The organism is Brevundimonas phoenicis (genome assembly GCF_047237745.1).
Classification (GTDB): domain Bacteria; phylum Pseudomonadota; class Alphaproteobacteria; order Caulobacterales; family Caulobacteraceae; genus Brevundimonas.
In genome coordinates this window covers 3,035,127-3,056,055 of record NZ_JBDFLN010000001.1, presented here as the reverse complement: position 1 = coordinate 3,056,055, position 20,929 = coordinate 3,035,127, and the positions used below count along the sequence as shown (strand labels likewise).

The following is a 20,929-nucleotide window of genomic DNA, read 5'->3' as shown; positions in this document are numbered from 1 at the left end:
ATGACCCCGACTGAACAACAGACCCTGACCCCCAATGTCGCCGGGACCGACCGCGAGCTGATCGCCTTCCGCATCGGCGAGCAGGAATTCTGCGTCGACATCATGAGCGTGCGCGAGATCCGCGGCTGGACCCCCGCCACGCCCCTGCCGCGCTCGCCCGCCTATATGAAGGGCGTCATCAACCTGCGCGGCGTGGTCCTGCCGATCATCGACCTGGGCGCGCGTTTCGGCCTGGCCACGAACGAGCCGACCGAGCGGCACGTCATCATGGTGGCCCATGTCGGCTCGCGCCTGGTCGGCCTGCTGGTCGATGCGGTGTCGGACATCGTGCAGCTGTCCGATGCGGCCATCCAGCCGACGCCGGACGTAGCCAGCGACCAGGTGAAGTCCTTCGTGAAGGGCATCTTCGCCGTCGAGGGCGGCCGCATGATCAGCCTGATCGACCTGGACCACGTCCTGCCGGAAAGCGAGGCTGCAGCGGCATGACGACCCTCGCCGGGCGGGAAGCCCTGGTTGAAGGCGAGTTCGTCTTCACGGCCGAGGATTTCCGCCACATCGCCCAGACCCTGCACGCTCACGCAGGGATCGCCCTCAGCGAAGGCAAGGCGGCGCTGGTCTATTCGCGCCTGGCCAAGCGGCTGCGCGTGCTGGGACTGCGCAGCTTCCGCGACTACTGCGCCCTGATCGACGGCGTGGAGGGCGTGGACGAACGCCAGGCGATGATGGCGGCCCTGACCACCAACGTTACCCGCTTTTACCGCGAGCCGCACCACTTCGATCACCTGCGCGACAAGGTGATGCCGGAACTGGCGGCCAAGGCGCGGGCGGGCGGGCGCGTGCGCCTGTGGTCGGCCGCCTGCTCGAACGGGCAGGAGCCCTATTCCATGGCGATGACGGTGCTGGACGTTCTGCCGGAAGCGGCGGAACTGGACGTGCGCATCTTGGCGACGGACATCGACCCCAACATGGTCGCCGAGGGCGCGGCGGGGGTCTATTCCGACGATCTTCTGGCCCCGGTCCCGGCCGCGTCGCGCAAGCATTTCGCGCCGGTCGCGGGCGCGCCGGGCCGGTTCAGCGCCGATGCGACGCTGCGCCGTCTGGTGGCGTTCAAGGAGCTGAACCTGATCGGCGACTGGCCGATGCGCGGCCGCTTCGACGTCATCTTCTGCCGCAACGTGGTCATCTATTTCGACGACGCGACCCAGGAACGCGTCTGGGGCCGGTTCACGCCGATCCTGAACCCCGGCGGCGTCCTCTACATCGGCCACTCGGAACGGGTGACGGGCCCGGCGGCGCAACAGCTGCAACCGGCCGGACTGACCACCTACGTCAAGGGAGCGGGGGCATGAGCGCGGTCTCGGTCCTGGTGGTGGACGACAGCGCCACCATGCGCAGCCTGATCAGCGCCGTCCTGCGCCGCGATCCGGAGATCAACGTGGTCGGCACGGCCGCCGATCCGCTGGAGGCGCGCGCCAAGATCAAGGAGTTGAACCCCGACGTCATCACCCTGGACGTCGAGATGCCCAATATGAACGGGCTGGAGTTTCTGGAGAAGATCATGCGGCTGCGGCCCATGCCGGTGGTCATGGTCTCGACCCTGACCCAGGCGGGGACGGACGTGACCCTGGCCGCGCTGGAGGTCGGGGCGGTCGACGCCGTGGCCAAGCCCGCGCCGGGTGTGCCCGCCGCCGAGGCCTTCGCCGACCTGGCCGAGAAGGTGAAGGTCGCCGCGCGGTCTCGTGTTCGCCCGCTGGAGGATCGCGCGGTCCGGGGGCACGAGGGCGTCTATCACGCCGACCCCAATCATGTGCTGGCGATCGGCTCGTCCACCGGCGGGGTCGAGGCCCTGCTGACCATTCTGTCAGCCTTCCCGGCGGACTGCCCGGCGACGGTCATCACCCAACATATGCCCGCCAGCTTCACCAGGAGCTTCGCCGCCCGCCTGAACAAGGTCTCGGCCGCCACGGTCAGCGAGGCCGAGGACGGCGCGCCGCTGAAGCCGGGCCATGTCTACATCGCGCCGGGCGGCGAGACCCATCTGGCCGTGTCGGGCGGGCGTTGCCGCCTGGTCGCCGCCGATCCGGTCAACGGCCACCGCCCCTCGGTCGACGTGCTGTTCGGCTCGGTCGCCCAACTGGGGCGGCCGATGACAGGCGTCATCCTGACCGGCATGGGCAAGGACGGGGCCAAGGGTCTGCTGGCCATGCGCCAGGCCGGCGCCCGCACCCTGGGCCAGGACGAGGCGTCCTGCGTCGTCTACGGCATGCCCCGCGCCGCCTTTGAGCTGGGCGCCGTCGAGCGTCAGCTGCCGTTGTCCCGCATGGCTTCGGCCATTCTCGAATCCTGCGCCGCCCGTTCGGGCGCGCCCCAGTCTGTTGCGTAAGGACGTTCATGCCCGCCGCTTCCGCTATCCGCACCCTTGTCGTCGACGATCAGCTGACGATGCGCTCCTTAGTCCGCGCCAGTCTGCAACAGATCGGGGTGCGCGACATCGAGGAGGCGCCCGACGGCGAGGCGGCCCTGCGCTCCCTGCTGGTCCAGCCGGTGCATCTGGTGATCTCGGACTTCAACATGCCGAACCTGGACGGGCTCAGCCTGCTGCGGGCCATCCGGGCGCACCCGCCGATCTCCAAGACGGCCTTCATCATGCTGACCGGCCGGGCCGACCGCGAGCTGGTCCAGCGCGCCGTGCAGTTCGGCGTGAACAACTACCTGGTCAAACCCTTCACCACCGCCCAGCTGAAAGAGAAGCTGGAAGCGGTCTTCGGCACGCTGACGTGAGCGGCGGGGCCGCTCAGCAGCCGGTCGAGCGGCGTCTGCACGTGGGGCAGGGCGATCATCATGTGTCGTCCGATCCCGATGTCGTGCTGACGACCGTCCTGGGCAGCTGCGTGGCCTTGTGCCTGCGCGATCCGGCGGCCGGGGTGGGGGGCATGAACCACTTCCTGCTGCCCGAAGGTTCGGGGTCGGGAACGGACGCCAGCCGCCGCTACGGCGCCTATCTGATGGAAGTGCTGATCAACGACGTGCTGAAGGCGGGCGGGCGACGCGACCGGCTGGAGGCCAAGCTGTTCGGCGGCGGCCGCATGTTCGACAGCCTCAGCGACGTGGGCGCCGCCAACGCTGACTTCGCCGAGAAATTCCTGGCCGACGAGGGCATCCCCGTAGTCAGCCGTAGTCTGAGAGGCGCGGGCGGGCGCCGCATTCACTATTGGCCGGTCAGCGGTCGGGCGCGTCAGCGCGTGGTGACGGACGGCGCGATCCTGCCGCCCGCGACGCCGCCGCCGCCGTCCGTCGCGACCGGCGATCTGGAGCTCTTCTGACATGGGCGAGAACGACAACCGCGATCTGTTGGCCGCCATGGCTGCGGAGCTGGCGGATATCCGCGCTGAGATCGAGGCGGCGGGCGGCCTGGTGTCCGAAGTCCTGCGCCAACTGCCCGCCGAGGCGCGGCTGGGCTATCTGACGCGCAGCCAGAGCTTCGACGTCCTGTCGCAGCGCATCGAGGCCCTGTCGGGCCTGGCCCAGGCCGTGGCCGACGATCAGCCGATGGACACCGCCCTGGCCGCCCTGCCCCTGGCCGAGATGGCCGAGCGGATGCAGGAGACGGCGCACCGCGCCCGGCCCGGCGCCGCCCCGATCGCAGACGCGGACGACACCGAGCCCGTCGCGACGGCGGGCGTGCTGCACCTGTTCTGACCCATGGCCGAGGACCGCATCAATCTGGAGCAATCGACGGTCCTGCTGGTGGACGACGCGCCGCAGGCGCTCGACATGCTGGGCTCGATCTTCCAGGGCTTCGGCGTCAAGGAGCAGATCAAATGCCCCTCGGCCGTCGAGGCGGTGAAGATCCTGCAACAGCGCCCGGTCGATCTGATCGTCATCGACTGCGGCGACCCGGAGATGGACGGCTACGCCTTCACCCGCTGGCTGCGGCGCGAGACGCCCGCACCCCTGCGCTACACCCCTGTCATCCTGGTGACGGGCCACGCCTCGCAGGCCAAGGTTCAGGAAGGGCGCGACTGCGGCGTCAGCTTCGTTGTCGCCAAGCCCCTGACGCCTGCGGTGCTGCTGAAGCGCATCCTGTGGCTGGCGGGCGACGAGCGCGAGTTCGTCGAGTGCGAGACCTACGTCGGCCCTGATCGCCGGGTGCGCAACTTCGGGCCGCCGGTCGGCATGACGGGGCGACGCAAGGGCGACCTGTCGGCCCACGTCGGCCACGCGGTTGAGGAAAACATGGATCAGGCCGATATCGACATGCTGTTGAAGCCGCAGAGGGTGTCGCTGTGAGCGAGGTCCGGACACAGAAGGTCAGGACGTCCCTGGCGCAGCAGATGGCCCAGCCGGGCGGGCGGACGCTGGCGGATGTCGAACGCCGCGCCAATGAGCGCCTGGGCCGCCACAAGGCCGAGGTCATGGCCGAGATCGAAGCCGCCGTCGCGGGGCTGGAGGGGCTGTGCGCCGCGCGGTCTGAGGCGTCGGCCGCCGAGGTCTATCGGCTGGCGTCGCGCATTCTGGACGTGGCGGGTTTCTTCGACACCGGCCCGCTGTTCGACGCAGCCTACAGCCTGGCCGACGTGTCGGACCGCATGGCGACGGCCGACGCCTGGGACTGGCCGCCGGTTCAAGTTCATGTTCAGCCTCTGCGGCTGATCCTCAAGGCCGGTTGCGAGCGCAATGCGGCCACGGATCATCTGCTGGCCGGACTGAAGGCCGTAGCGGTGAAGACGCGCGCCTAATTCCTTCTCCCTCAAGGGGAGAAGGGTCGGATCAGCCGTAGCGCGCGATGCCCAGGTCGGCGGTTTCGATGTCCGGGGTCTGGCCGCTGATCAGGTCGGCGATGACGCGGGCCGAGCCGCAGGCCATGGTCCAGCCCAAGGTGCCGTGGCCCGTGTTCAGGAACAGATTGTCCAGCTTGGTCTTGCCGATGACCGGGGTGCCGTCGGGCGTCATCGGGCGCAGGCCGGACCAGTAGCTGGCCGCCTTCAGGTCGCCCGCGCCGGGGAACAGCGAGCCGACCGAATGCTCCAGCGTGTTGCGGCGCTGTTCCGGCAGGACGTTGTTGTAGCCCGAGATCTCGGCCATGCCGCCGACGCGGATGCGGTCGCCCAGGCGGGTGATCGCCACCTTGTAGCTCTCGTCCATGATGGTCGAGACGGGGGCGGCGGGCTCGTCGATGATCGGGGCCGTGATCGAATAGCCCTTCACCGGATAGACCGGCAGGGTCATGCCCAGCGGCTTGACCATCTGCGGCGAGTAGGAGCCCAGCGCCAGCACATAGGCGTCGGCCGTGACCACGCCCTTGTCGGTCTTGACGCCGGTGATGCGGCCGCCCTCGGCGATCAGGCCCTGGATGGTCGTGCCGTACTGGAAGGTCACGCCCTGCGCCGTCGCATGGTCGGCCAGGGCGTTGGTGAATTTGAAGCAGTCGCCGGTCTCGTCGCGCGGCAGGCGCAGGCCGCCGACGAACAGGTCGCGCGTGGCCTTCAGCCCCGGCTCGGCGCGGATGCAGCCGTCCTGGTCCAGCACCTCGAACGGGACGCCGCCTTCGCGCAGAACCTCGGTGTCCTTGTAGATGCCGTCCAACTGCTTTTGCGTGCGGAACAGTTGCAGCGTGCCCTGGGTGCGGTGGTCGTATTCCAGGCCCAGTTCTTCGTTCAGCGCGGTCTGCACCACCTGGCTGTACTCGGCCAGGCGCACCATGCGCGCCTTGTTCAGGGCATAGCGGCTGGAGGTGCAGTTGCGCAGCAGAGCCAGCAGCCAGCGCACGGTCGGGGCGTTGATCTGGGGGTGCAGGATCAGCGGGGCGTGGCGCATGAACAGCCACTTCACCGCCTTGGCGGGAATGCCCGGCGCGGCCCAGGGCGAGGAATAGCCGGGCGAGATCTCGCCCGCATTGGCGAAGCTGGTCTCCAGCGCCGGACCGCTCTGGCGGTCGATGACGGTGACCTCGTGCCCCTGGCGGGCCAGGTAGTGGGCGGTGGTCACGCCGATGACACCGGCGCCGAGGATTGCGATCTTCATGGGTCTTGACCTTACGCGAACCAGACGCGTGGCCCCCTAGACCAGATTTTGCGCCCGTCGCGCAAGTCGCAGTTTGTGTGCGCCGCAATATCGACAGGGTTGATAAGGACTGCCTGTGTTCAGCCGATCACGGTTGATTATTTGCTCGCTATATCAGGCATGCGCGACAAGCTGGCTCTACGACGACCGGGTCGGGTCGGTCAGCGGCTCGCCGTAGTGGCGGTCGCCGTGCAGATTGGCGGCCAGGGGGGCGGTGGTCCGCTCGATCAGGCGGTGGACGACCGGCCGGTCCGGCCCCTGATGCAGGGCGCGGATGCCTTCGTTGACGGCGGCGTCGGCGTGGGTGATCCGCTGGTTGTGGCGGATGTAGTCCAGCCAGGTCGGCGTCTGGTATTTCTCGACCCAGATCTGCGGTTCAGCCAAGTCGCGCATCAGGCGCCATTGTCGCGCGCCGTCGCGGCGGCGGATGCGGCGTCGTTCGTCCATCAGGGCCAGGAAGGCGTCGATGTCCTCCTCGAGGATACGATAGGCGATGGAGACGATGACCGGCCCGCTACGCGGCTCGATGGCCAGGGCGGTCTGCGGCTCGGTCCAGCGGCGCAGCAGGTCCATGTTGAGGTTGGCGGTCGAGGGCAGGGGCACTTTCAGGCCGATCAGCACGCACAAAAACAGCACCCCCGCCGAGACCCCCAAGGCGACGTCGACGCCATGGGTCTGGGCCAGGCCGCCCCACAGCCAGCTGCCGCCCGCCATGCCGCCGAAGGCCGCCATCTGATACAGCGCCAGCGCCCGCGCCACGACCCAGCGCGGCACCGACATCTGCACCGTGACGTTGAAGCTGGACAGCACCAGCACCCAGCCCGCCCCCGCCAACATCAGGGCCGGCAGGGTGACGGCCAGCCAGGGGATGTAGGCCAGACCCAGGGCCGCCGCCGCGAAGGCCAGGGCGGCGACGCGGACGATGGTCTCGGTCTCGTATTTCGCGCGCAGACGCCCGACGAACAGCGCCCCGCCGACCGCGCCGATGCCGAACGATCCCAGCAGCAGACCGAACGCCAGGGGGCCGCCGCCGCCTTCGCGCGCGACGACGGGCATCAGGGCCTGGACCGCGCTGGCGCCGACGCCGAACACCACGGCGCGCAGCAGCACGGCCGTCACGCGCGGCGACAGGAAGGCGTAACGCACCCCGCCCGCCATGGCCGCCAGCAGGCCTTCGCGCGGCAGGGTCTGCTTGGGCCGCTCGGGTTTCCAGCGGAACAGCACGACCAGCAGGCCCAGATAGCTGACGGCGTTGACGGCGAAGGCCGCCGCCGCGCCCGCCGCCGCCACGATCAGCCCGCCCAGCGCCGGACCGACGCTGCGGGCCATGTTGAAGCCCATGGAGTTCAGGGTCACGGCCCCGGCCAGATCCTCACGCGGGACCATGTCGCCGACCGACGCCTGCCACGCCGGGCCGTTGAAGGCCGTGCCGCAGCCGATCAGGAAGGTGAAGGTCAACAGCACCCAGGGCGTGATCCACCCCATCCACGTCATGACCGCCAGACCGGCCGAGACCAGCAGCATGAAGGTCTGGGCCGCCAGCATGATCTTGCGCCGGTCCACCGTGTCGGCCAGCGCGCCCGCCGCCAGCGACAGCAGCATGATCGGTAGGGTGACGGAGGCCTGCACCAGGGCGACCATCTGCGCCGAGGCGATGGAGGTCATCATCCACGCCGCGCCGACCGACTGGATCAGGCCGCCGAAATTGGTGACCAGGCTGGTGATCCACACCGCCCGGAAGATCGGATGCCGCAGCGGCGCCAGGGCCGAGGGGCGCTCCGGCGGGGCGGACGGCGGATTGGAAGGAGAGGCGTCGGCGGTCGAACTCATGCGGGGCGCCCCCTCGCATGGACGATACGGAGCAGGCGGGAACCGACGACGACCATGCGGTCAATGCACACGGCTTCGACGGGGGAAGCAAGACGCGAAGCGGTCACTCTGGGTTCCGGATTATTGGCGTCGCGAGGGCGGCGGCGGGACGCTATAGGAAGGCCGTGACCGTCCCAGCCGTTCCCCCGATGTCGCCCTTGGCCCCCTTCACCGTCGCCGCCCTGTATCGTTTCGCGCCCGTGGCCGACCCGGCGGCGCTGCGTCTGCACCTGCTGGACCTGTGCGGGGCCGAGGTGCGCGGCACGCTTCTGGTGGCGCATGAGGGGATCAACGGCACCATCGCCGGCCCCGAAGCCGACGTCGCCCGCGTGATCGACGGCGTGCGCGCCCTGCCGGGGTTCGAGCGGCTGGAGCTGAAGTATTCGACGGCGCAGGCCATGCCCTTCCACCGCATGAAGGTGCGGGTGAAGGCCGAGATCGTCACCATGGGCCAACCCGACATCGACCCGGTCGAGGGCGTGGGAACCTATGTCTCGGCCCAGGACTGGAACGCCCTGATCGCCGACCCGGACACGGTCGTCATCGACACCCGCAACGACTATGAGGGCGAGATCGGCGCCTTTGCGGGCTCCGTCCAACCCAACACCCGCACCTTCCGCGAGTTCGCCGACTGGTTCCGCACCGAGGGCCGCGCCCTGCTGGATCGGCCGACGCCGCCCAAGGTGGCGATGTACTGCACCGGCGGCATTCGCTGTGAAAAGGCCACCGCCTTCCTGAAGGCCGAGGGGGTGCGCGACGTGCATCACCTGGAAGGCGGCATCCTGAAGTATCTGGAGACGGTGCCCGAGCCGGAAAGCCTGTGGCGCGGCGAGTGCTTCGTCTTCGACGAGCGAGTGGCCGTGGGGCACGGCCTGGTCGAGGGCGACCACAGCCTGTGCCGGGCCTGCCGCATGCCGGTCAGCTCCGAGGGGCGTCGCTCTGCGCGCTATGTCGAGGGCGTGTCCTGCGACCGCTGCTGGGGCAGCCGCGACGCGGTCCAGCGCGAAGGCTACGCCGAACGGCAGAAGCAGATGGAGATCGCCCGCGCCCGCGGCGTGGCGCACGTGGGAGCGACGCAGAAGGGTTAGGAGGCGCTCCTCCCTCTCTCCTCCGCCGTCATCCTCGGGCTTGACCCGAGGATCCAGCCTTGCCGCAAGCTGTCGTCGTATCGTGGCGCGCAGGGGGCGATCCAGCATCGGCCGACCGGCGCGGGACTGGATCCTCGGGTCAAGCCCGAGGATGACGGCATGTGTGGCGGTGGACGGGGCGTATGTGGCGACGGACCAGTCTCAGAGGGTCGCGGGCGGCGCCCGCCCATGCCATCCTCCCGGCCTCGCTTCAGTCAGGAGGCCCGCCCATGTCCGCCTTTCGTCCCGTCGAGCGCCTGGACACCCATGAGGTGTCCAATCAGGTTCCGCCGCTGGAGGGCGTCGACCTGTTCACCGGCGACAGGGCGCTGCACGACGCCGTGCGCCATTGGGGCGGGGCCGGGCATGTCGAGCGGCTGAGCGATCTGGGCCGCCGCTGTGGCTCAGCCGAGGTGATCGACTGGGGCGTGCAGGCCAATCGCGTGCCGCCGGTGCTGGATACGCACGACCGCTACGGCCGCCGCATCGACGAGGTGACGTTTCATCCGGCCTATCATCAGCTGATGGATCTGGGGCTGGGCGCGGGCCTCGCCGCCGGCGCCTGGGACGGGACGCCGAACGGGCATCTGCAGCACGCGGCCATCCTGTTCCTGACGGGGCAGGCGGATTCGGGAACCAGTTGTCCCATGACCATGACCTACGCCTCGGTGGCGGCGCTGCAGGCCGATCCGGCGGCGGGCGAGCCGTGGATCGGGGGCGTGCTGTCCGGCCGCTATGACCCGGCGGTGCGTCCGGCGAGCGAGAAGGCGGGCGTGACGCTGGGCATGGCTATGACTGAGAAGCAGGGCGGCTCGGACGTGCGCGCCAACACCACCCGCGCCGAGCCGGTCGGCGAGGACGGCTGGTACAGTCTGACCGGGCACAAATGGTTCTGTTCGGCGCCGATGTGCGACGCCTTCCTGACGCTGGCCTATGCGCCGGGCGGGCTGACCTGCTTCATCCTGCCGCGCTGGCTGCCGGACGGGACGCGCAATGCGGGCTTCCGCGTCATGCGGCTGAAGGACAAGATGGGCGACCGCTCCAACGCCTCGTCCGAGGTCGAGTATCACGGCGCGCTGGCTAAGAGGCTGGGCGAAGAGGGGCGGGGCGTGGCGACCATCATACGCATGGTCCAGCACACGCGGCTGGACTGCGTGGTCGGCTCGGCGCTGCAGATGCGCGGGGCGCTGGCGCAGGCCGTGTGGCACGCCGCCCACCGCACCGTCTTTCAGAAGCGGCTGATCGACCAGCCGATGATGGCCGCCGTCCTGACCGATCTGGCGGTGGAGAGCGAGGCGGCGACGGCCCTGGCGATGCGGCTGGCGGCGACGTTCGATGCCGATGACGCCGTGGGACGTCTGCTGACGCCGGTCGCCAAATACTGGGTCTGCAAGCGTGCGCCGAACATGATCTATGAGGCGATGGAGGCTCTGGGCGGCGCCGGATATGTCGAGACCGGGCCGATGCCGCGCCTGTTCCGCCAGTCGCCGCTGAACGCCATCTGGGAAGGTTCGGGCAACGTCATCGCCCTGGACGTGCTGCGCGCGGCGGGACGCGAGCCGGAAGGCGTGGAGGCCCTGCGCGACTGGCTGGCGTCGCAGGCGGGGAAGTCCGCCGACTATGACCGCTTTATCGCCGGGCTGGACGTGGCGACGAACGAGGCGGGCGCGCGATTGGCGGTCGAGCGGCTGGCGCTGGCGGCCCAGGCGGCGGCCCTGCTGGAGATGGACAGTCCCTCGGCCGAGGCCTTCATCGCCCTTCGTCTGCGCCCACGCGGCATGGCCTATGGGGCCTATGAGGCGCAGGTGGATCAGCGGGCGGTGCTGGAGCGGGCGATGCCCGCCTGAATGTCGGGAAAGAGGAGCCGGAAAGGACGAAGGCCTCGCGGGGGCTCCGCGAGGCCTTCGGTGGTGGAGCTTAGCGGAGTCGAACCGCTGACCTCTTGCATGCCATGCAAGCGCTCTACCAACTGAGCTAAAGCCCCAGGCCATATCGGCTGGGTTATGTCGTCGACCGGATCAGACTGAGGCGTCTGGAAAGGACGAAGGCCCCGCGGGCGTTCCGCGAGGCCTTCGATGGTGGAGCTTAGCGGAGTCGAACCGCTGACCTCTTGCATGCCATGCAAGCGCTCTACCAACTGAGCTAAAGCCCCGAACCTTTCGGTCGGTCTCGCCGGGGAGAGAATGTCGCCCCCCGGCGAGGCGCGGAAACTAGGTCAGGCCGTTTTGAAGATCAAGCGGGTCTGACAGATTTTTTTCCGCTTATTTTTCCGACCTTTGCCGCTTAGTCGTCGTCGCGCGACGGCTTGGCCAGCTCTTCGTCGAGATCGTCGTCGTCTTCGTCCTCGATGAAGGGCACGGAATCGTCATCGTCGTCGTCCAGGACGTCGTCGTCATCGTCGCCGTCGGACGAACCCATGCCGGCGTCGTCGCCGCCCGGCTCGCCGTCGTCGTCGTCCGGGGTCAGGATCGGCTCGTGGCCTTCCTGATCGATTTCGGGGGTGGAGCCTTCGGCGTCCTCTTCGTCCTCGTCGCCGTCGACCGACTTGTCGGCGACTTGATCTTCGGACTCTTCTTCGTCAGCGGCGTAGCCGGCGCCGCGGCGCACGCGGCGGCTGCGGACGGCTTCTTCCATCGGATCGAACTCGGTGTCGCACTTGGGGCAGTGCGCCGGGCGACGGTTCAGATCGTAGAATTTGGCCTGGCAGTTCGGGCAGACCTGCTTTTGGCCCAGTTCGGGATTGGCCACGTGATTAGACCTTCGGCGGGTTTAAGGGAAAATTGGAAAACGGGCGGCTCCCTTGCCACCGGCGGGGGCCGCTGTCAAAAGCCTTCTTTTCCGCGCCTGCGCGGCTTTCCTGACATTCGGAGCCTGCATCAGGGTGAGCACTCCCCAGACCTTCACCGCGTCCGGCGTTTTCGACCTCAAGGGCGTGGTCCGCGCGCCGGGCGACAAGTCGATGTCGCACCGGGCTCTGATCTTCGGCGGCATGGCCGAGGGCGTCACGGAAATTGAGGGCCTGCTGGAAGGCGACGACATCCTGGCCACCGGCCGCGCCATGCAGGCGCTGGGCGCCTCGGTCGAGCGGATCGGCGAGGGGCGCTGGCGGGTCGAGGGGCGCGGGCCGTTGCGTTCGCCCGAGGCGGTCATCGACTGCGGCAACGCCGGGACCGGGGTGCGCCTGCTGATGGGCGCGGTCGCGGGCTATGATCTGACGGCGACCTTCGACGGCGACTCTTCGCTGCGCAAGCGGCCGATGAAGCGCGTCACCGGGCCGCTGGCCGACATGGGCGCGCGCTTCGACTGGAACGCGGCCGAGGACCGGGTGCCGCTGATGCTGCACGGGGGCGGGCTGAAGGGCGTGACCTTCGTGCAGAGCGTCGCCTCGGCCCAGATCAAGTCGGCCATCCTTCTGGCCGGGCTGAACGCGGCGGGCGAAACCGTCGTGGTCGAGCCGGAGAAGAGCCGCGACCACACCGAGCGGATGCTGCGCGCCTTCGGCGCCGAGGTCGAGGTGACGGAAGAGGGCGCCGGCTGGCGCATCCGCCTGCCAGGCGGCCAGACGCTGAAGGGAACCCATGTCGCCGTGCCGGGCGATCCGTCCTCGGCGGCCTTCCCCCTGGCGGCGGCCCTGGTGGTTCCGGGCTCGAAGGTGACGGTCGAGGGGGTGATGCTGAACCCGCTTCGCACCGGCCTGTTCCAGACCTGGATGGACATGGGCGCGGACCTGACCATCGCCAATCGCCGCATGGCCGGCGGCGAAGAGGTCGGCGACATCACCGCCCGCCATTCGGCGCTGAAGGGGATCGTGGTCCCGGAGGAGCGCGCGGCCTCCATGATCGACGAATACCCGATCCTGGCCGTGACCGCCGCCTTTGCGGACGGTGCGACCGTCATGCGCGGCATCGGCGAGATGCGCGTCAAGGAAAGCGACCGCATCGCCCTGATGGTCGCAGGTCTGTCGGCCTGCGGCGTTCAGGTTGAGGAGGAGCCGGAAGGCTTCATCGTCACCGGCGCGCCCAGCGCGGTGAAGGGCGGCGCGACCGTCGATACCGCCCACGACCATCGCATCGCCATGAGCCATCTGGTGCTGGGCCTGGCGGCGGAACAGCCCGTCTCGGTCCGCGATCCCGAGATGATCGCCACCAGCTTCCCCGGCTTTGTCGAGATGATGAACGGGCTGGGGGCGGAGATCGGCCAGGGTGGCTGAGAGCCGCAAGACGTCCGGGCTCTGGTCCTGGCTGCAATTCGTCCTCGCCGCCGCCTTCGTCGCCTGGTGCAGCTATAAGGGCGGGTCCGAGGTGTGGCGTGCGCTTGAAACCGGGCTGCTGCGTCACGGCAAGGGGCCGGACGTGGCGCTCAGCGACAGGCCGCTGGTCTTCTGGGCGCTGAACGGTTTCTACGGGGTCGCTGTTCTGGCGGGCGTCGGATTCGCCGTCTTCTGCCTGGCGCTGGCCTTTCAGGACGTGCGGAAGCGGGGCGTGGGGCGATGACGGCGCGGCCTTCTCTCCCGCCCTATGTGGTGTTCAAGGCGCTCGGCGTTAGTCTGTTGGTTCTGGCCGCGGCCTTCCTGTTGTTCGCGGTCGGTTTCTTCGGCGAAGGCATGCTGGACCTCGCCGATGGCCGTATGGACGGCCACGCCTCCCTGGACCTGTCGGAAGCGGTCGCGACCCATCTGTTCCGGCGGCGCATAGGAACCATGCTGGCGTCCAGCGCGGTTCTGCTGGTTTTCGGCCTCGGATGCTTCTGGGTCGCTTGCGTCCTGAAGCCGAAGCCGTGAGAAGCACAGGGCGCGGCAGCGCTTTGAAGGAACTCTGATTTGAACAAGAACCTGGTCATCGCCGTCGACGGCCCCGCCGCATCGGGCAAGGGCACCATCGCCGCGCGCCTGGCCGCCCATTACGGCCTGCCGTACCTGGACACCGGCCTGCTGTATCGCGCCGTGGGTCTGGCGGTGCTGGATGCGGGCGGCGATCTGGGCGACGCCGAGGCGGCGGCGCAGGCTGCGCGGGCGCTCGACCTGGCGAGCCTGAGCGATGACCCCCGACTGACCGATCGCGGCGCGGGCGAGGCGGCCAGCCGCGTCGCCAGCCATCCGGGGGTGCGGGCGGCTCTGCTGAAGCTGCAGCAGGACTTCGCCGCCCAACCTGGCGGGGCGGTGCTGGACGGCCGCGACATAGGCACGGTGATCGCGCCGGACGCTCCGGCCAAGCTCTATATCGCCGCCAGCCCCGAAGTGCGCGCCGAGCGCCGCTGGAAGCAGCTGACCGCGCGCGGCGAGGTCATCGCCTTCGAGGACATGCTGGAGGATATCCGCCGCCGCGACGCCCGCGACGCCGGCCGCGACGACGCCCCGATGGTCCAGGCCGACGACGCCGTCTTGCTGGATACGACCGATCTGGGTATAGAGGCCGCCTTCGATGCGGCCCGCCGTATCGTCGAGGCGGCGCGAGCCAGGGCCGGGATCTGATCCCGCCGGGCGAATCCAACGCTCCGATCTCCTCGACGGCCGCGGGCGTTCTGGCTTTCCGTACGTGCGCTCTCCCGCGCGCTTGGCCTCGTCTCGTGACGACCTGACTTCCCCTTCTTCACCCCTTTCGTGCGCGTCCGTTCGGCCGTGCGCGTTCCCTTTTCATCAACCCCAAGAGTTTCCATGACTGAAACCCTCAACCCCACCCGCGACGATTTCGCCGCCCTGCTCGACGAACAGCTGCAAGGCCGCGACCTCGGCGAAGGCCAGGTCGTTCACGGCCGCGTCGTCGGCATTGAAAAAGACATCGTCATCATCGACGTCGGTCTGAAGACCGAAGGCCGCATCGCCATGCGCGAGTTCGGCCAGGGCGAAGGCGCCGTCCTGCCCAAGGTCGGCGACAACGTCGAAGTCTACCTGGAGCGCGTCGAGAACGCCCTGGGCGAAGCCGTCATCAGCCGCGACAAGGCTCGCCGCGAAGAAGCCTGGACCCGTCTGGAAGCCGTGTTCGCCGAAGGCCACCCGGTCAACGGCGCCATCGTCGGCCGCGTCAAGGGCGGCTTCACCGTTGATCTGGGCGGCGCCTCGGCCTTCCTGCCCGGCTCGCAAGTCGACATCCGCCCGGTGCGCGACGTCGGCCCGCTGATGGGCAAGGAACAACCCTTCGCCATCCTGAAGATGGACCGTCCGCGCGGCAACATCGTCGTCTCGCGTCGCGCCATCCTGGAAGAAGCCCGCGCTGAACAGCGCACGGAGCTGGTCGGCCAGCTGCAAGAAGGCGAAATCCGCGAAGGCGTCGTCAAGAACATCACCGACTACGGCGCGTTCGTCGACCTGGGCGGCATCGACGGCCTGCTGCACGTCACGGACATGTCGTGGAAGCGCGTGTCGCACCCGTCGCAAGTCCTGGCCGTCGGCGACACCGTCAAGGTTCAGATCGTCAAGATCAACCCGGACACCCAGCGCATCTCGCTCGGCATGAAGCAGCTGCAGTCGGATCCGTGGGACGGCGTCGAAGCCAAGTACCCGGTCAACGCCAAGTACACCGGCCGCGTCACCAACATCACCGACTACGGCGCCTTTGTTGAGCTGGAAGCCGGCGTTGAAGGCCTGGTCCACGTCTCGGAAATGTCCTGGACCAAGAAGAACGTCCACCCGGGCAAGATCGTCTCCACCTCGCAGGAAGTGGACGTCATCGTCCTGGACGTCGACAGCGCCAAGCGTCGTATCTCGCTGGGTCTGAAGCAGGCTCAGAACAACCCGTGGGAGGCCTTCCTGGAGGCTCACCCGGTCGGTTCGACCGTCGAGGGCGAAGTCAAGAACGCCACCGAGTTCGGCCTGTTCGTCGGCCTGGACAACGACATCGACGGCATGGTCCACCTGTCGGACCTGGACTGGAACGTGTCGGGCGAAGAAGCCATCCAGCGTTACCGCAAGGGTGAGACGATCAAGGCCAAGGTCTTGGACGTCGACATCGAGAAGGAGCGCGTCTCCCTGGGCGTCAAGCAGCTCGGCGGCGACCCGATGGAAGGCGACACCTACAAGCGCGGTCAGCAGATCACCGTCACCGTGACGGCGATCGAGACCGGCGGCATCGAGGTCAAGTTCGGTGAAGACGACGCGCCGGTCACGGCCTTCGTCCGCAAGTCGGACCTGTCGCGCGACCGCAACGAGCAGCGCACCGAGCGCTTCGCCGTGGGCGACCGCGTCGACGCCATGATCACCGCCGTCGACAAGGCCACGCGCCGTGTCTCGGTCTCGATCAAGGCTCTGGAGATGAAGGACGAACAGGAAGCCATCGAACAGTTCGGGTCGTCGGACTCGGGCGCCTCGCTGGGCGACATCCTGGGCGCCGCGCTCAAGAACGCGTCGAAGGAATAGGTCTTTCCATCCCATGGGAAGCCAGGGGGCGGCCGGAGCGATCCGGCCGCCCTTTTTCTTTGCGCGCCGCATCCGTGAACGCCGCTCGGGCCGAACCGTTCTGGGAATCGATCGCAGCACTGATCGGCTTTTTCTCTCTCCGCGAGCCGCTTGCGCGGCGAAACCTGTCCGCGTCGAAAGCAAGAAACCTTCACGACGATACGTTTTGTCTCTTTCTTCCTGTGGCGACAGACGGTTAGGGTGTCGTCCCGGACGGTGAAGCCAAGGCGGGGGCCTGAATGATCAAGTCTGAACTGATTGAGAAACTGGCGGCTGAGAACCTGCATCTCACCCATGCTGAGGTGGAGCGGGTCGTGAACGTGATCCTGGGCTGTATGACAGAGACCCTGTCGGAAGGCGGCCGGGTCGAGCTTCGCGGTTTCGGCGCCTTCTCTGTACGGAGCCGCCCGGCGCGGACGGGCCGCAATCCCCGCACCGGCGAGACGGTCGAAGTCCCGGCCAAGGCCGTGCCCTTTTTCAAGAGCGGCAAGGAACTGCGCGAGCGTCTCAACGCTTCCGGCGACGCCTGACTAAAATAATCGAAAGACTGAAGACCCCATGAGCCTGCTGACCGAGTTTCGGGAATTCGCCGCGCGCGGCAACGTCGTCGACCTGGCGGTCGGCGTCATCATCGGCGCTTCGTTCGGCAAGATCGTCACCAGCCTGGTCGACCAGGTGGTGATGCCGCCGATCGGCATGCTGCTGGGCAAGGTCGACTTCTCCAAGATGGAATGGGTGCTGGTGCCGGAGAACCCGGCGACCGAGGCGGTTGAAAAGGTGGCCATCCAGTACGGCGCCTTCATCAACACCCTGATCCAGTTCCTGATCGTGGCCTTCGTGGTCTTCCTGGCGGTCAAGGCCATCAACAAGATGCGCCGCGAGCAGCCGGCCGAGCCGGAAGCCGGCCCGACGCCGACCGAGGCCCTGCTGGCCGAAATCCGCGACGAGCTGAAGGCGCGTCCCTAAGGGAGCGCCGCTGCGAGGGCCGTGTCAGGCCCTCGCTTCCACCGCTGAGCGGCGCGCGGGCGCCGACGCCAGCCGCAGGGCGGCGCTGGCCCGCGCAGGCAGCGGCCGCAAACAGAAGGAATAGTCGCCGTCATAGGGGGTGGGCCGCCAGCCTGCGTCCTGCATCCCTGCGTTGAAGGCGACATGGCAGTGGCCCCAGCCGCCCTCTCGGTGAGCCTTGTCGATGAGCGGCCCGAGCGCCTGGAGCAATTCAGGCGAGGTTGCTTGCAGTCGCACCTTGGCCGCGCCCAAGGTCGGCGCCAGGATACGCAGCCCTTCTAGAAGAGATTGAGCGGCTTCGGGATCGGTCTGAAGGGCGACCAGGTCGATGACCTCCAGGATCGGCGGCTCCAGCGGCGTCTGCTTGTTCAGCATGGCCAGCGCGAAGCCTGTGATGCGCCCCTTCTCGCGATACGCCAAGGCCAAGGGCGGGACCGTCAGGTCGGGGTCGGACAGGCGCCAGCGCATGATTGCGGGGCTGCGGTCGGCGATCAACCGTCCCTCGCCGCGCAGGGCCTGCCAGAATTGGTCGTAATCCGAACCGTCTGTCAGATCGTCGAGCAAGCTGACCGTGGAGGGCAGGCGGGCCTGGGCGTTCTGCAGACGTCGCCCGCCGAGCAGGCGCGGCAAGGGCGATAACTGCTCGCCCAGCAGGCGGGCCAGAAGCGGCGCCTGATCGACAATATGGCGCAGGCCGCGCCCGTAGAGACAGGCGAGGGGATCCACCAGCCAGGACAGCTTGACGTCATGCGTTAGCGGCGGCCAGGGCGTCATGCCGTGACGCTTGTAAAGAGGGCTGGAACGGGCGTTCGCGTTCAGCGTGTACCGGGCGAAGCACCCGGGCTGGTTGACGAAGGCGTGGATCAGGTCGCGGCTGCGGCCGCGCTGATCGGGCGGGACGATAATGGAATAGCCGGTGGCCCCGTACAGCACGTGGTCGTCCAGCCAGAAGCGCTGGATGAAGTTGCCTGCACAGGCGACGGCGCCGCCTCCGTTGTCAATGACCCAGCCGTTGGGGCTGTGCAGCGCCCGTGTCGCCGGATTTGACCATAACCACGCCCACCCGGCCTGTGATCGCGCAGGCCACCAGACGCTGCGATGCAGCCGATTGACCGCTTCCAGGTCGGCGGGGCGCATCGGGCGAAGCGTCATGACGAGGTCTCCACGCAGTCCGAGAAAGGGACGACGAAGAATTCTCGTTAAAAGTGTATTTTGAAATAACCGCGCTCGAAACGGGAAAGTGTTGACGAATATGCGACGTCCTGACGGCGGGATTTCGTCCTTAACGCTTGTTTGCAATCCGTGACCGTGCTGTTTCTGCACGCTTCCGCGCCCGTCGGGGGCGCAAGAAGATGGAGCTTGCCGTTGAGCACGACGGACGGAGGGGGCGCGCGATCGGTGCGCCGGCCCGGCACTCGAAGGGGCGCAGCCCAGACGATGGCTATGAATGAGATGAAGTCGATCATGATCTGTGCGGGGGCCCAGGCATGAATATCGTCATCGCGATCGGTCTGATCATCACCTTCGTCACGGGCGTGCCCGTGCTGATGCAGATCCTGAAAAATCACCCGCGCGGGCTGATCATCCTGTTCTTTGCGGAGATGTGGGAGCGCTTCTCCTACTACGGGATGCGCGGCATCCTGATCTTCTTCCTGACCCAGCACTTCCTGTTCGACGACGCCCAGGCCGGTTCGGCCTACGGCTCCTACACCTCGCTGGTGTACCTGCTGCCGCTGCTGGGCGGCATGATGGCCGACCGTTTCATCGGCACGCGCAAGGCCGTGGCGTTCGGCGCCCTGCTGCTGGTGGCCGGTCACGGCATGATGGCCTTCGAGGGGCGTCCCGCCACCGAAACCCTGACCTATCAGGGCGCGGCCTATGAAATCTCGGCCGAGGGCCGCGGCGCCGCGCGCGACGTGGGTCTGATGGTCAACGGCCAGAAGTACGCCTTCGCCCCGGTCGAGAACGGCCTGGCGATCAAGGATCTGCCGCAGGACGCGCCGATCCCGGCCGTGCTGCCGACCGGCGAGTACAAGATCGACGTGACCCGCGACATGGCGGGCATCAACGTCTTCTACCTGGCCATCGCCCTGATCATCATGGGCGTGGGCTATCTGAAGCCGAACATCTCGACCATTGTCGGACAGTTGTATCCCGAAGGCGATCCGCGCAGGGATTCGGGCTTCACCCTCTACTATTACGGCATCAACCTGGGGGCCTTCTGGGCTGCGGTGTTGTGCGGCTATCTGGGCCAGACGGTCGGCTGGTGGGCGGGCTTCGGCCTGGCCGGGGTCGGCATGGCGCTGGGCTGGGTGGTCTTCGTCCTGGGCAAGCCGCTGCTGCAAGGCAAAGGCGAGCCCCCGGTCGAGGGTAATCTGAAGAAGCCCTTCCTGGGACCGCTGAACCGCGAATGGTCGATCTACCTGCTCAGCATCCTGGGCGTCGGCGTGGTGTGGTTCATGGTCCAGCGCAACGCCCTGGTGGGCTGGGTGCTGGGCGCCGCGACCGTCGCTTCGCTGGCCTTCATCGCCTACATCATCATCAAGGTCTGCGAGAACCGCATCCAGCGCGAGCGCATGATGCTGGCGGTGGTGCTGATCATCGGCTCGGTGGTCTTCTTCACCCTGTTCGAACAGGCCGGCACTTCGCTGAACCTGTTCGCCGACCGTAACGTCGATCTCAGCCTGACGCCGACGGCGGTTCAGTTCCTGGGGATCACTATCGGCACCCCGTCGCAACTCGCGGCCGCGGGCATCACCCCGTCGGGCTTCTGGATCGACGCCACGGTGACCGCCGCCCAGACGCAGTCGTTCAACGCGGGCTTCATCCTGATCTTCGCGCCGATCATGGCGGCCCTGTGGGCCTTCCTGGGCAAGCGCAACCTGGATCCGAACCCGACGCTGAAGTTCGGCCTCGGCCTGCTGCAGGTCGGCCTGGGCTTCATGATCGTGGTGTGGGGCGCAGGCATGGCCGATTCGGCCTTCCAGATGCCGATCCTGCTGCTGGGTCTGCTCTACATGTTCCACACCCTGGGCGAGCTGTTCCTGTCGCCGGTGGGCCTGTCGGAGATCACCAAGCTGTCGCTGGCCAAGGTGGTCAGCTTCATGATGGCGGTGTGGTTCCTGGCCTCGTCCATCGCCCAGTACGTCGGCGGCTGGATCGCGGGCCTGGCCGGCACCGAGACCGTCGGCGGCCAGGTTCTGGATCCCGGCGCGGCGCTGCGCACCTCGCTGGAGGTGTTCGAGATGCTGGGCCTGTGGGGCATGGGCATCGGCGTCGGCTTCATCGTCCTCAGCTTCTTCATCAAGGGCTGGTCGCACGAGAAGGCGGCGTAACAGGCGTCTCTCGTCCGGTCCGGCGCTCAGGCTCCGGACCGGCGGACGACGAAAGGAAAGGGCGGCGTCTCGCAGGAGGCGCCGCCCTTTTCAGTTGTCCGGGGGAGGCCCCGGCTGGTTCCGGGGTTCGTGGTTTCGGT

At 68.0% G+C, this 20,929-nt stretch carries 22 protein-coding genes and 2 tRNA genes; 18 read left to right on the top strand and 6 right to left on the bottom strand.

From position 1 onward, the window contains the following. From ABC419_RS15380 to ABC419_RS15345, 8 genes are read left to right on the top strand one after another with little or no spacing between them, the layout of a single operon-like run. Positions 1-486 (top strand): chemotaxis protein CheW, encoded by a 486-nt coding sequence (locus tag ABC419_RS15380; protein WP_200168005.1) that lies wholly within the window; start codon positions 1-3, stop codon positions 484-486. Beyond that, a complete protein-coding gene (locus ABC419_RS15375; protein ID WP_412876893.1) occupies positions 483-1,349 on the top strand; it encodes a CheR family methyltransferase in 867 nt (288 codons plus the stop codon). The genes ABC419_RS15380 and ABC419_RS15375 overlap by 4 nt, the downstream gene beginning before the upstream one ends. Continuing rightward, a complete protein-coding gene (locus tag ABC419_RS15370) occupies positions 1,346-2,383 on the top strand; it encodes a protein-glutamate methylesterase/protein-glutamine glutaminase (protein WP_412876894.1) in 1,038 nt (345 codons plus the stop codon). The genes ABC419_RS15375 and ABC419_RS15370 overlap by 4 nt, the downstream gene beginning before the upstream one ends. An 8-nt stretch (positions 2,384-2,391) precedes the next feature. Further along, complete coding sequence (locus tag ABC419_RS15365; protein ID WP_003166009.1) at positions 2,392-2,781, top strand: response regulator; 390 nt, start codon at positions 2,392-2,394, stop codon at positions 2,779-2,781. Then, on the top strand, positions 2,778-3,323 hold the full coding sequence (locus ABC419_RS15360) for a chemotaxis protein CheD (RefSeq protein ID WP_412876895.1): 546 nt from the start codon (positions 2,778-2,780) through the stop codon (positions 3,321-3,323). The genes ABC419_RS15365 and ABC419_RS15360 overlap by 4 nt, the downstream gene beginning before the upstream one ends. A 1-nt stretch (position 3,324) precedes the next feature. Then, a complete protein-coding gene (locus ABC419_RS15355; protein ID WP_003166007.1) occupies positions 3,325-3,699 on the top strand; it encodes a DUF8776 family protein in 375 nt (124 codons plus the stop codon). A gap of 3 nt (positions 3,700-3,702) precedes the next feature. Beyond that, the gene (locus tag ABC419_RS15350) at positions 3,703-4,290 is read left to right on the top strand and encodes a response regulator (protein WP_292058585.1); all 588 of its coding nucleotides are present in this window, start codon (positions 3,703-3,705) and stop codon (positions 4,288-4,290) included. After that, positions 4,287-4,739 (top strand): chemotaxis protein CheE, encoded by a 453-nt coding sequence (locus ABC419_RS15345; protein ID WP_412876896.1) that lies wholly within the window; start codon positions 4,287-4,289, stop codon positions 4,737-4,739. The genes ABC419_RS15350 and ABC419_RS15345 overlap by 4 nt, the downstream gene beginning before the upstream one ends. 31 nt (positions 4,740-4,770) lie before the next feature. On the opposite strand, the gene ABC419_RS15340 is transcribed toward ABC419_RS15345, so the two are convergent. Together ABC419_RS15340 and ABC419_RS15335 are read right to left on the bottom strand one after the other, a co-directional pair. Next, complete coding sequence (locus ABC419_RS15340; RefSeq protein WP_412877998.1) at positions 4,771-6,048, bottom strand: D-amino acid dehydrogenase; 1,278 nt, start codon at positions 6,046-6,048, stop codon at positions 4,771-4,773. 153 nt (positions 6,049-6,201) lie between these two features. Beyond that, positions 6,202-7,893: an MFS transporter gene (locus tag ABC419_RS15335; RefSeq protein WP_412876897.1), complete on the bottom strand. Its 1,692-nt coding sequence runs from the start codon at positions 7,891-7,893 to the stop codon at positions 6,202-6,204. A 197-nt stretch (positions 7,894-8,090) separates the two neighbouring features. Here ABC419_RS15335 and trhO point away from each other — a divergent pair, with 197 nt between their 5' ends. Further along, a complete protein-coding gene (trhO, locus tag ABC419_RS15330) occupies positions 8,091-9,020 on the top strand; it encodes an oxygen-dependent tRNA uridine(34) hydroxylase TrhO (protein ID WP_412877999.1) in 930 nt (309 codons plus the stop codon). A 269-nt stretch (positions 9,021-9,289) separates the two neighbouring features. Next, positions 9,290-10,906, top strand: a complete 1,617-nt coding sequence (locus ABC419_RS15325; protein ID WP_412876898.1) for an acyl-CoA dehydrogenase family protein — start codon at positions 9,290-9,292, stop codon at positions 10,904-10,906. Between the two features lie 61 nt (positions 10,907-10,967). On the opposite strand, the gene ABC419_RS15320 is transcribed toward ABC419_RS15325, so the two are convergent. The 3 genes from ABC419_RS15320 to ABC419_RS15310 form a co-directional block, all read right to left on the bottom strand. After that, positions 10,968-11,043: transfer RNA gene (locus ABC419_RS15320), tRNA-Ala, on the bottom strand. A gap of 92 nt (positions 11,044-11,135) precedes the next feature. Further along, positions 11,136-11,211, bottom strand: a tRNA-Ala gene (locus ABC419_RS15315). Between the two features lie 131 nt (positions 11,212-11,342). Further along, positions 11,343-11,807: a TIGR02300 family protein gene (locus tag ABC419_RS15310; RefSeq protein ID WP_125901175.1), complete on the bottom strand. Its 465-nt coding sequence runs from the start codon at positions 11,805-11,807 to the stop codon at positions 11,343-11,345. Positions 11,808-11,940: 133 nt separating this feature from the next. On the opposite strand from ABC419_RS15310, the gene aroA reads away from it, so the two are divergent. The 7 genes from aroA (at position 11,941) to mscL (ending at position 17,415) form a co-directional block, all read left to right on the top strand. After that, positions 11,941-13,269 carry a 3-phosphoshikimate 1-carboxyvinyltransferase gene (aroA, locus tag ABC419_RS15305; RefSeq protein WP_412876899.1) on the top strand — a complete coding sequence of 443 codons (1,329 nt, stop codon included), beginning with the start codon at positions 11,941-11,943 and terminating at the stop codon, positions 13,267-13,269. Further along, positions 13,262-13,552 (top strand): hypothetical protein, encoded by a 291-nt coding sequence (locus ABC419_RS15300; protein WP_412876900.1) that lies wholly within the window; start codon positions 13,262-13,264, stop codon positions 13,550-13,552. The genes aroA and ABC419_RS15300 overlap by 8 nt, the downstream gene beginning before the upstream one ends. Continuing rightward, complete coding sequence (locus tag ABC419_RS15295) at positions 13,549-13,839, top strand: hypothetical protein (protein WP_412876901.1); 291 nt, start codon at positions 13,549-13,551, stop codon at positions 13,837-13,839. Before ABC419_RS15300 ends, ABC419_RS15295 begins: the two co-directional genes overlap by 4 nt. Before the next feature lie 39 nt (positions 13,840-13,878). Continuing rightward, positions 13,879-14,529 carry a (d)CMP kinase gene (gene cmk, locus ABC419_RS15290; protein WP_412876902.1) on the top strand — a complete coding sequence of 217 codons (651 nt, stop codon included), beginning with the start codon at positions 13,879-13,881 and terminating at the stop codon, positions 14,527-14,529. A gap of 183 nt (positions 14,530-14,712) precedes the next feature. Further along, entirely contained in the window at positions 14,713-16,410 is a 1,698-nt protein-coding gene (gene rpsA, locus ABC419_RS15285) for a 30S ribosomal protein S1 (protein ID WP_125901183.1), read from the top strand. Positions 16,411-16,688: 278 nt separating this feature from the next. Continuing rightward, the gene (locus ABC419_RS15280) at positions 16,689-16,979 is read left to right on the top strand and encodes an integration host factor subunit beta (RefSeq protein ID WP_125901184.1); all 291 of its coding nucleotides are present in this window, start codon (positions 16,689-16,691) and stop codon (positions 16,977-16,979) included. Positions 16,980-17,007: 28 nt separating this feature from the next. Further along, the gene (mscL, locus tag ABC419_RS15275; protein ID WP_412876903.1) at positions 17,008-17,415 is read left to right on the top strand and encodes a large-conductance mechanosensitive channel protein MscL; all 408 of its coding nucleotides are present in this window, start codon (positions 17,008-17,010) and stop codon (positions 17,413-17,415) included. A gap of 24 nt (positions 17,416-17,439) precedes the next feature. Here mscL and ABC419_RS15270 read toward each other — a convergent pair whose 3' ends face one another. Then, the gene (locus ABC419_RS15270; protein ID WP_412876904.1) at positions 17,440-18,606 is read right to left on the bottom strand and encodes a GNAT family N-acetyltransferase; all 1,167 of its coding nucleotides are present in this window, start codon (positions 18,604-18,606) and stop codon (positions 17,440-17,442) included. A 335-nt stretch (positions 18,607-18,941) separates the two neighbouring features. Here ABC419_RS15270 and ABC419_RS15265 point away from each other — a divergent pair, with 335 nt between their 5' ends. Beyond that, on the top strand, positions 18,942-20,789 hold the full coding sequence (locus tag ABC419_RS15265) for a peptide MFS transporter (RefSeq protein ID WP_412876905.1): 1,848 nt from the start codon (positions 18,942-18,944) through the stop codon (positions 20,787-20,789). Positions 20,790-20,929 lie beyond the last annotated feature (140 nt).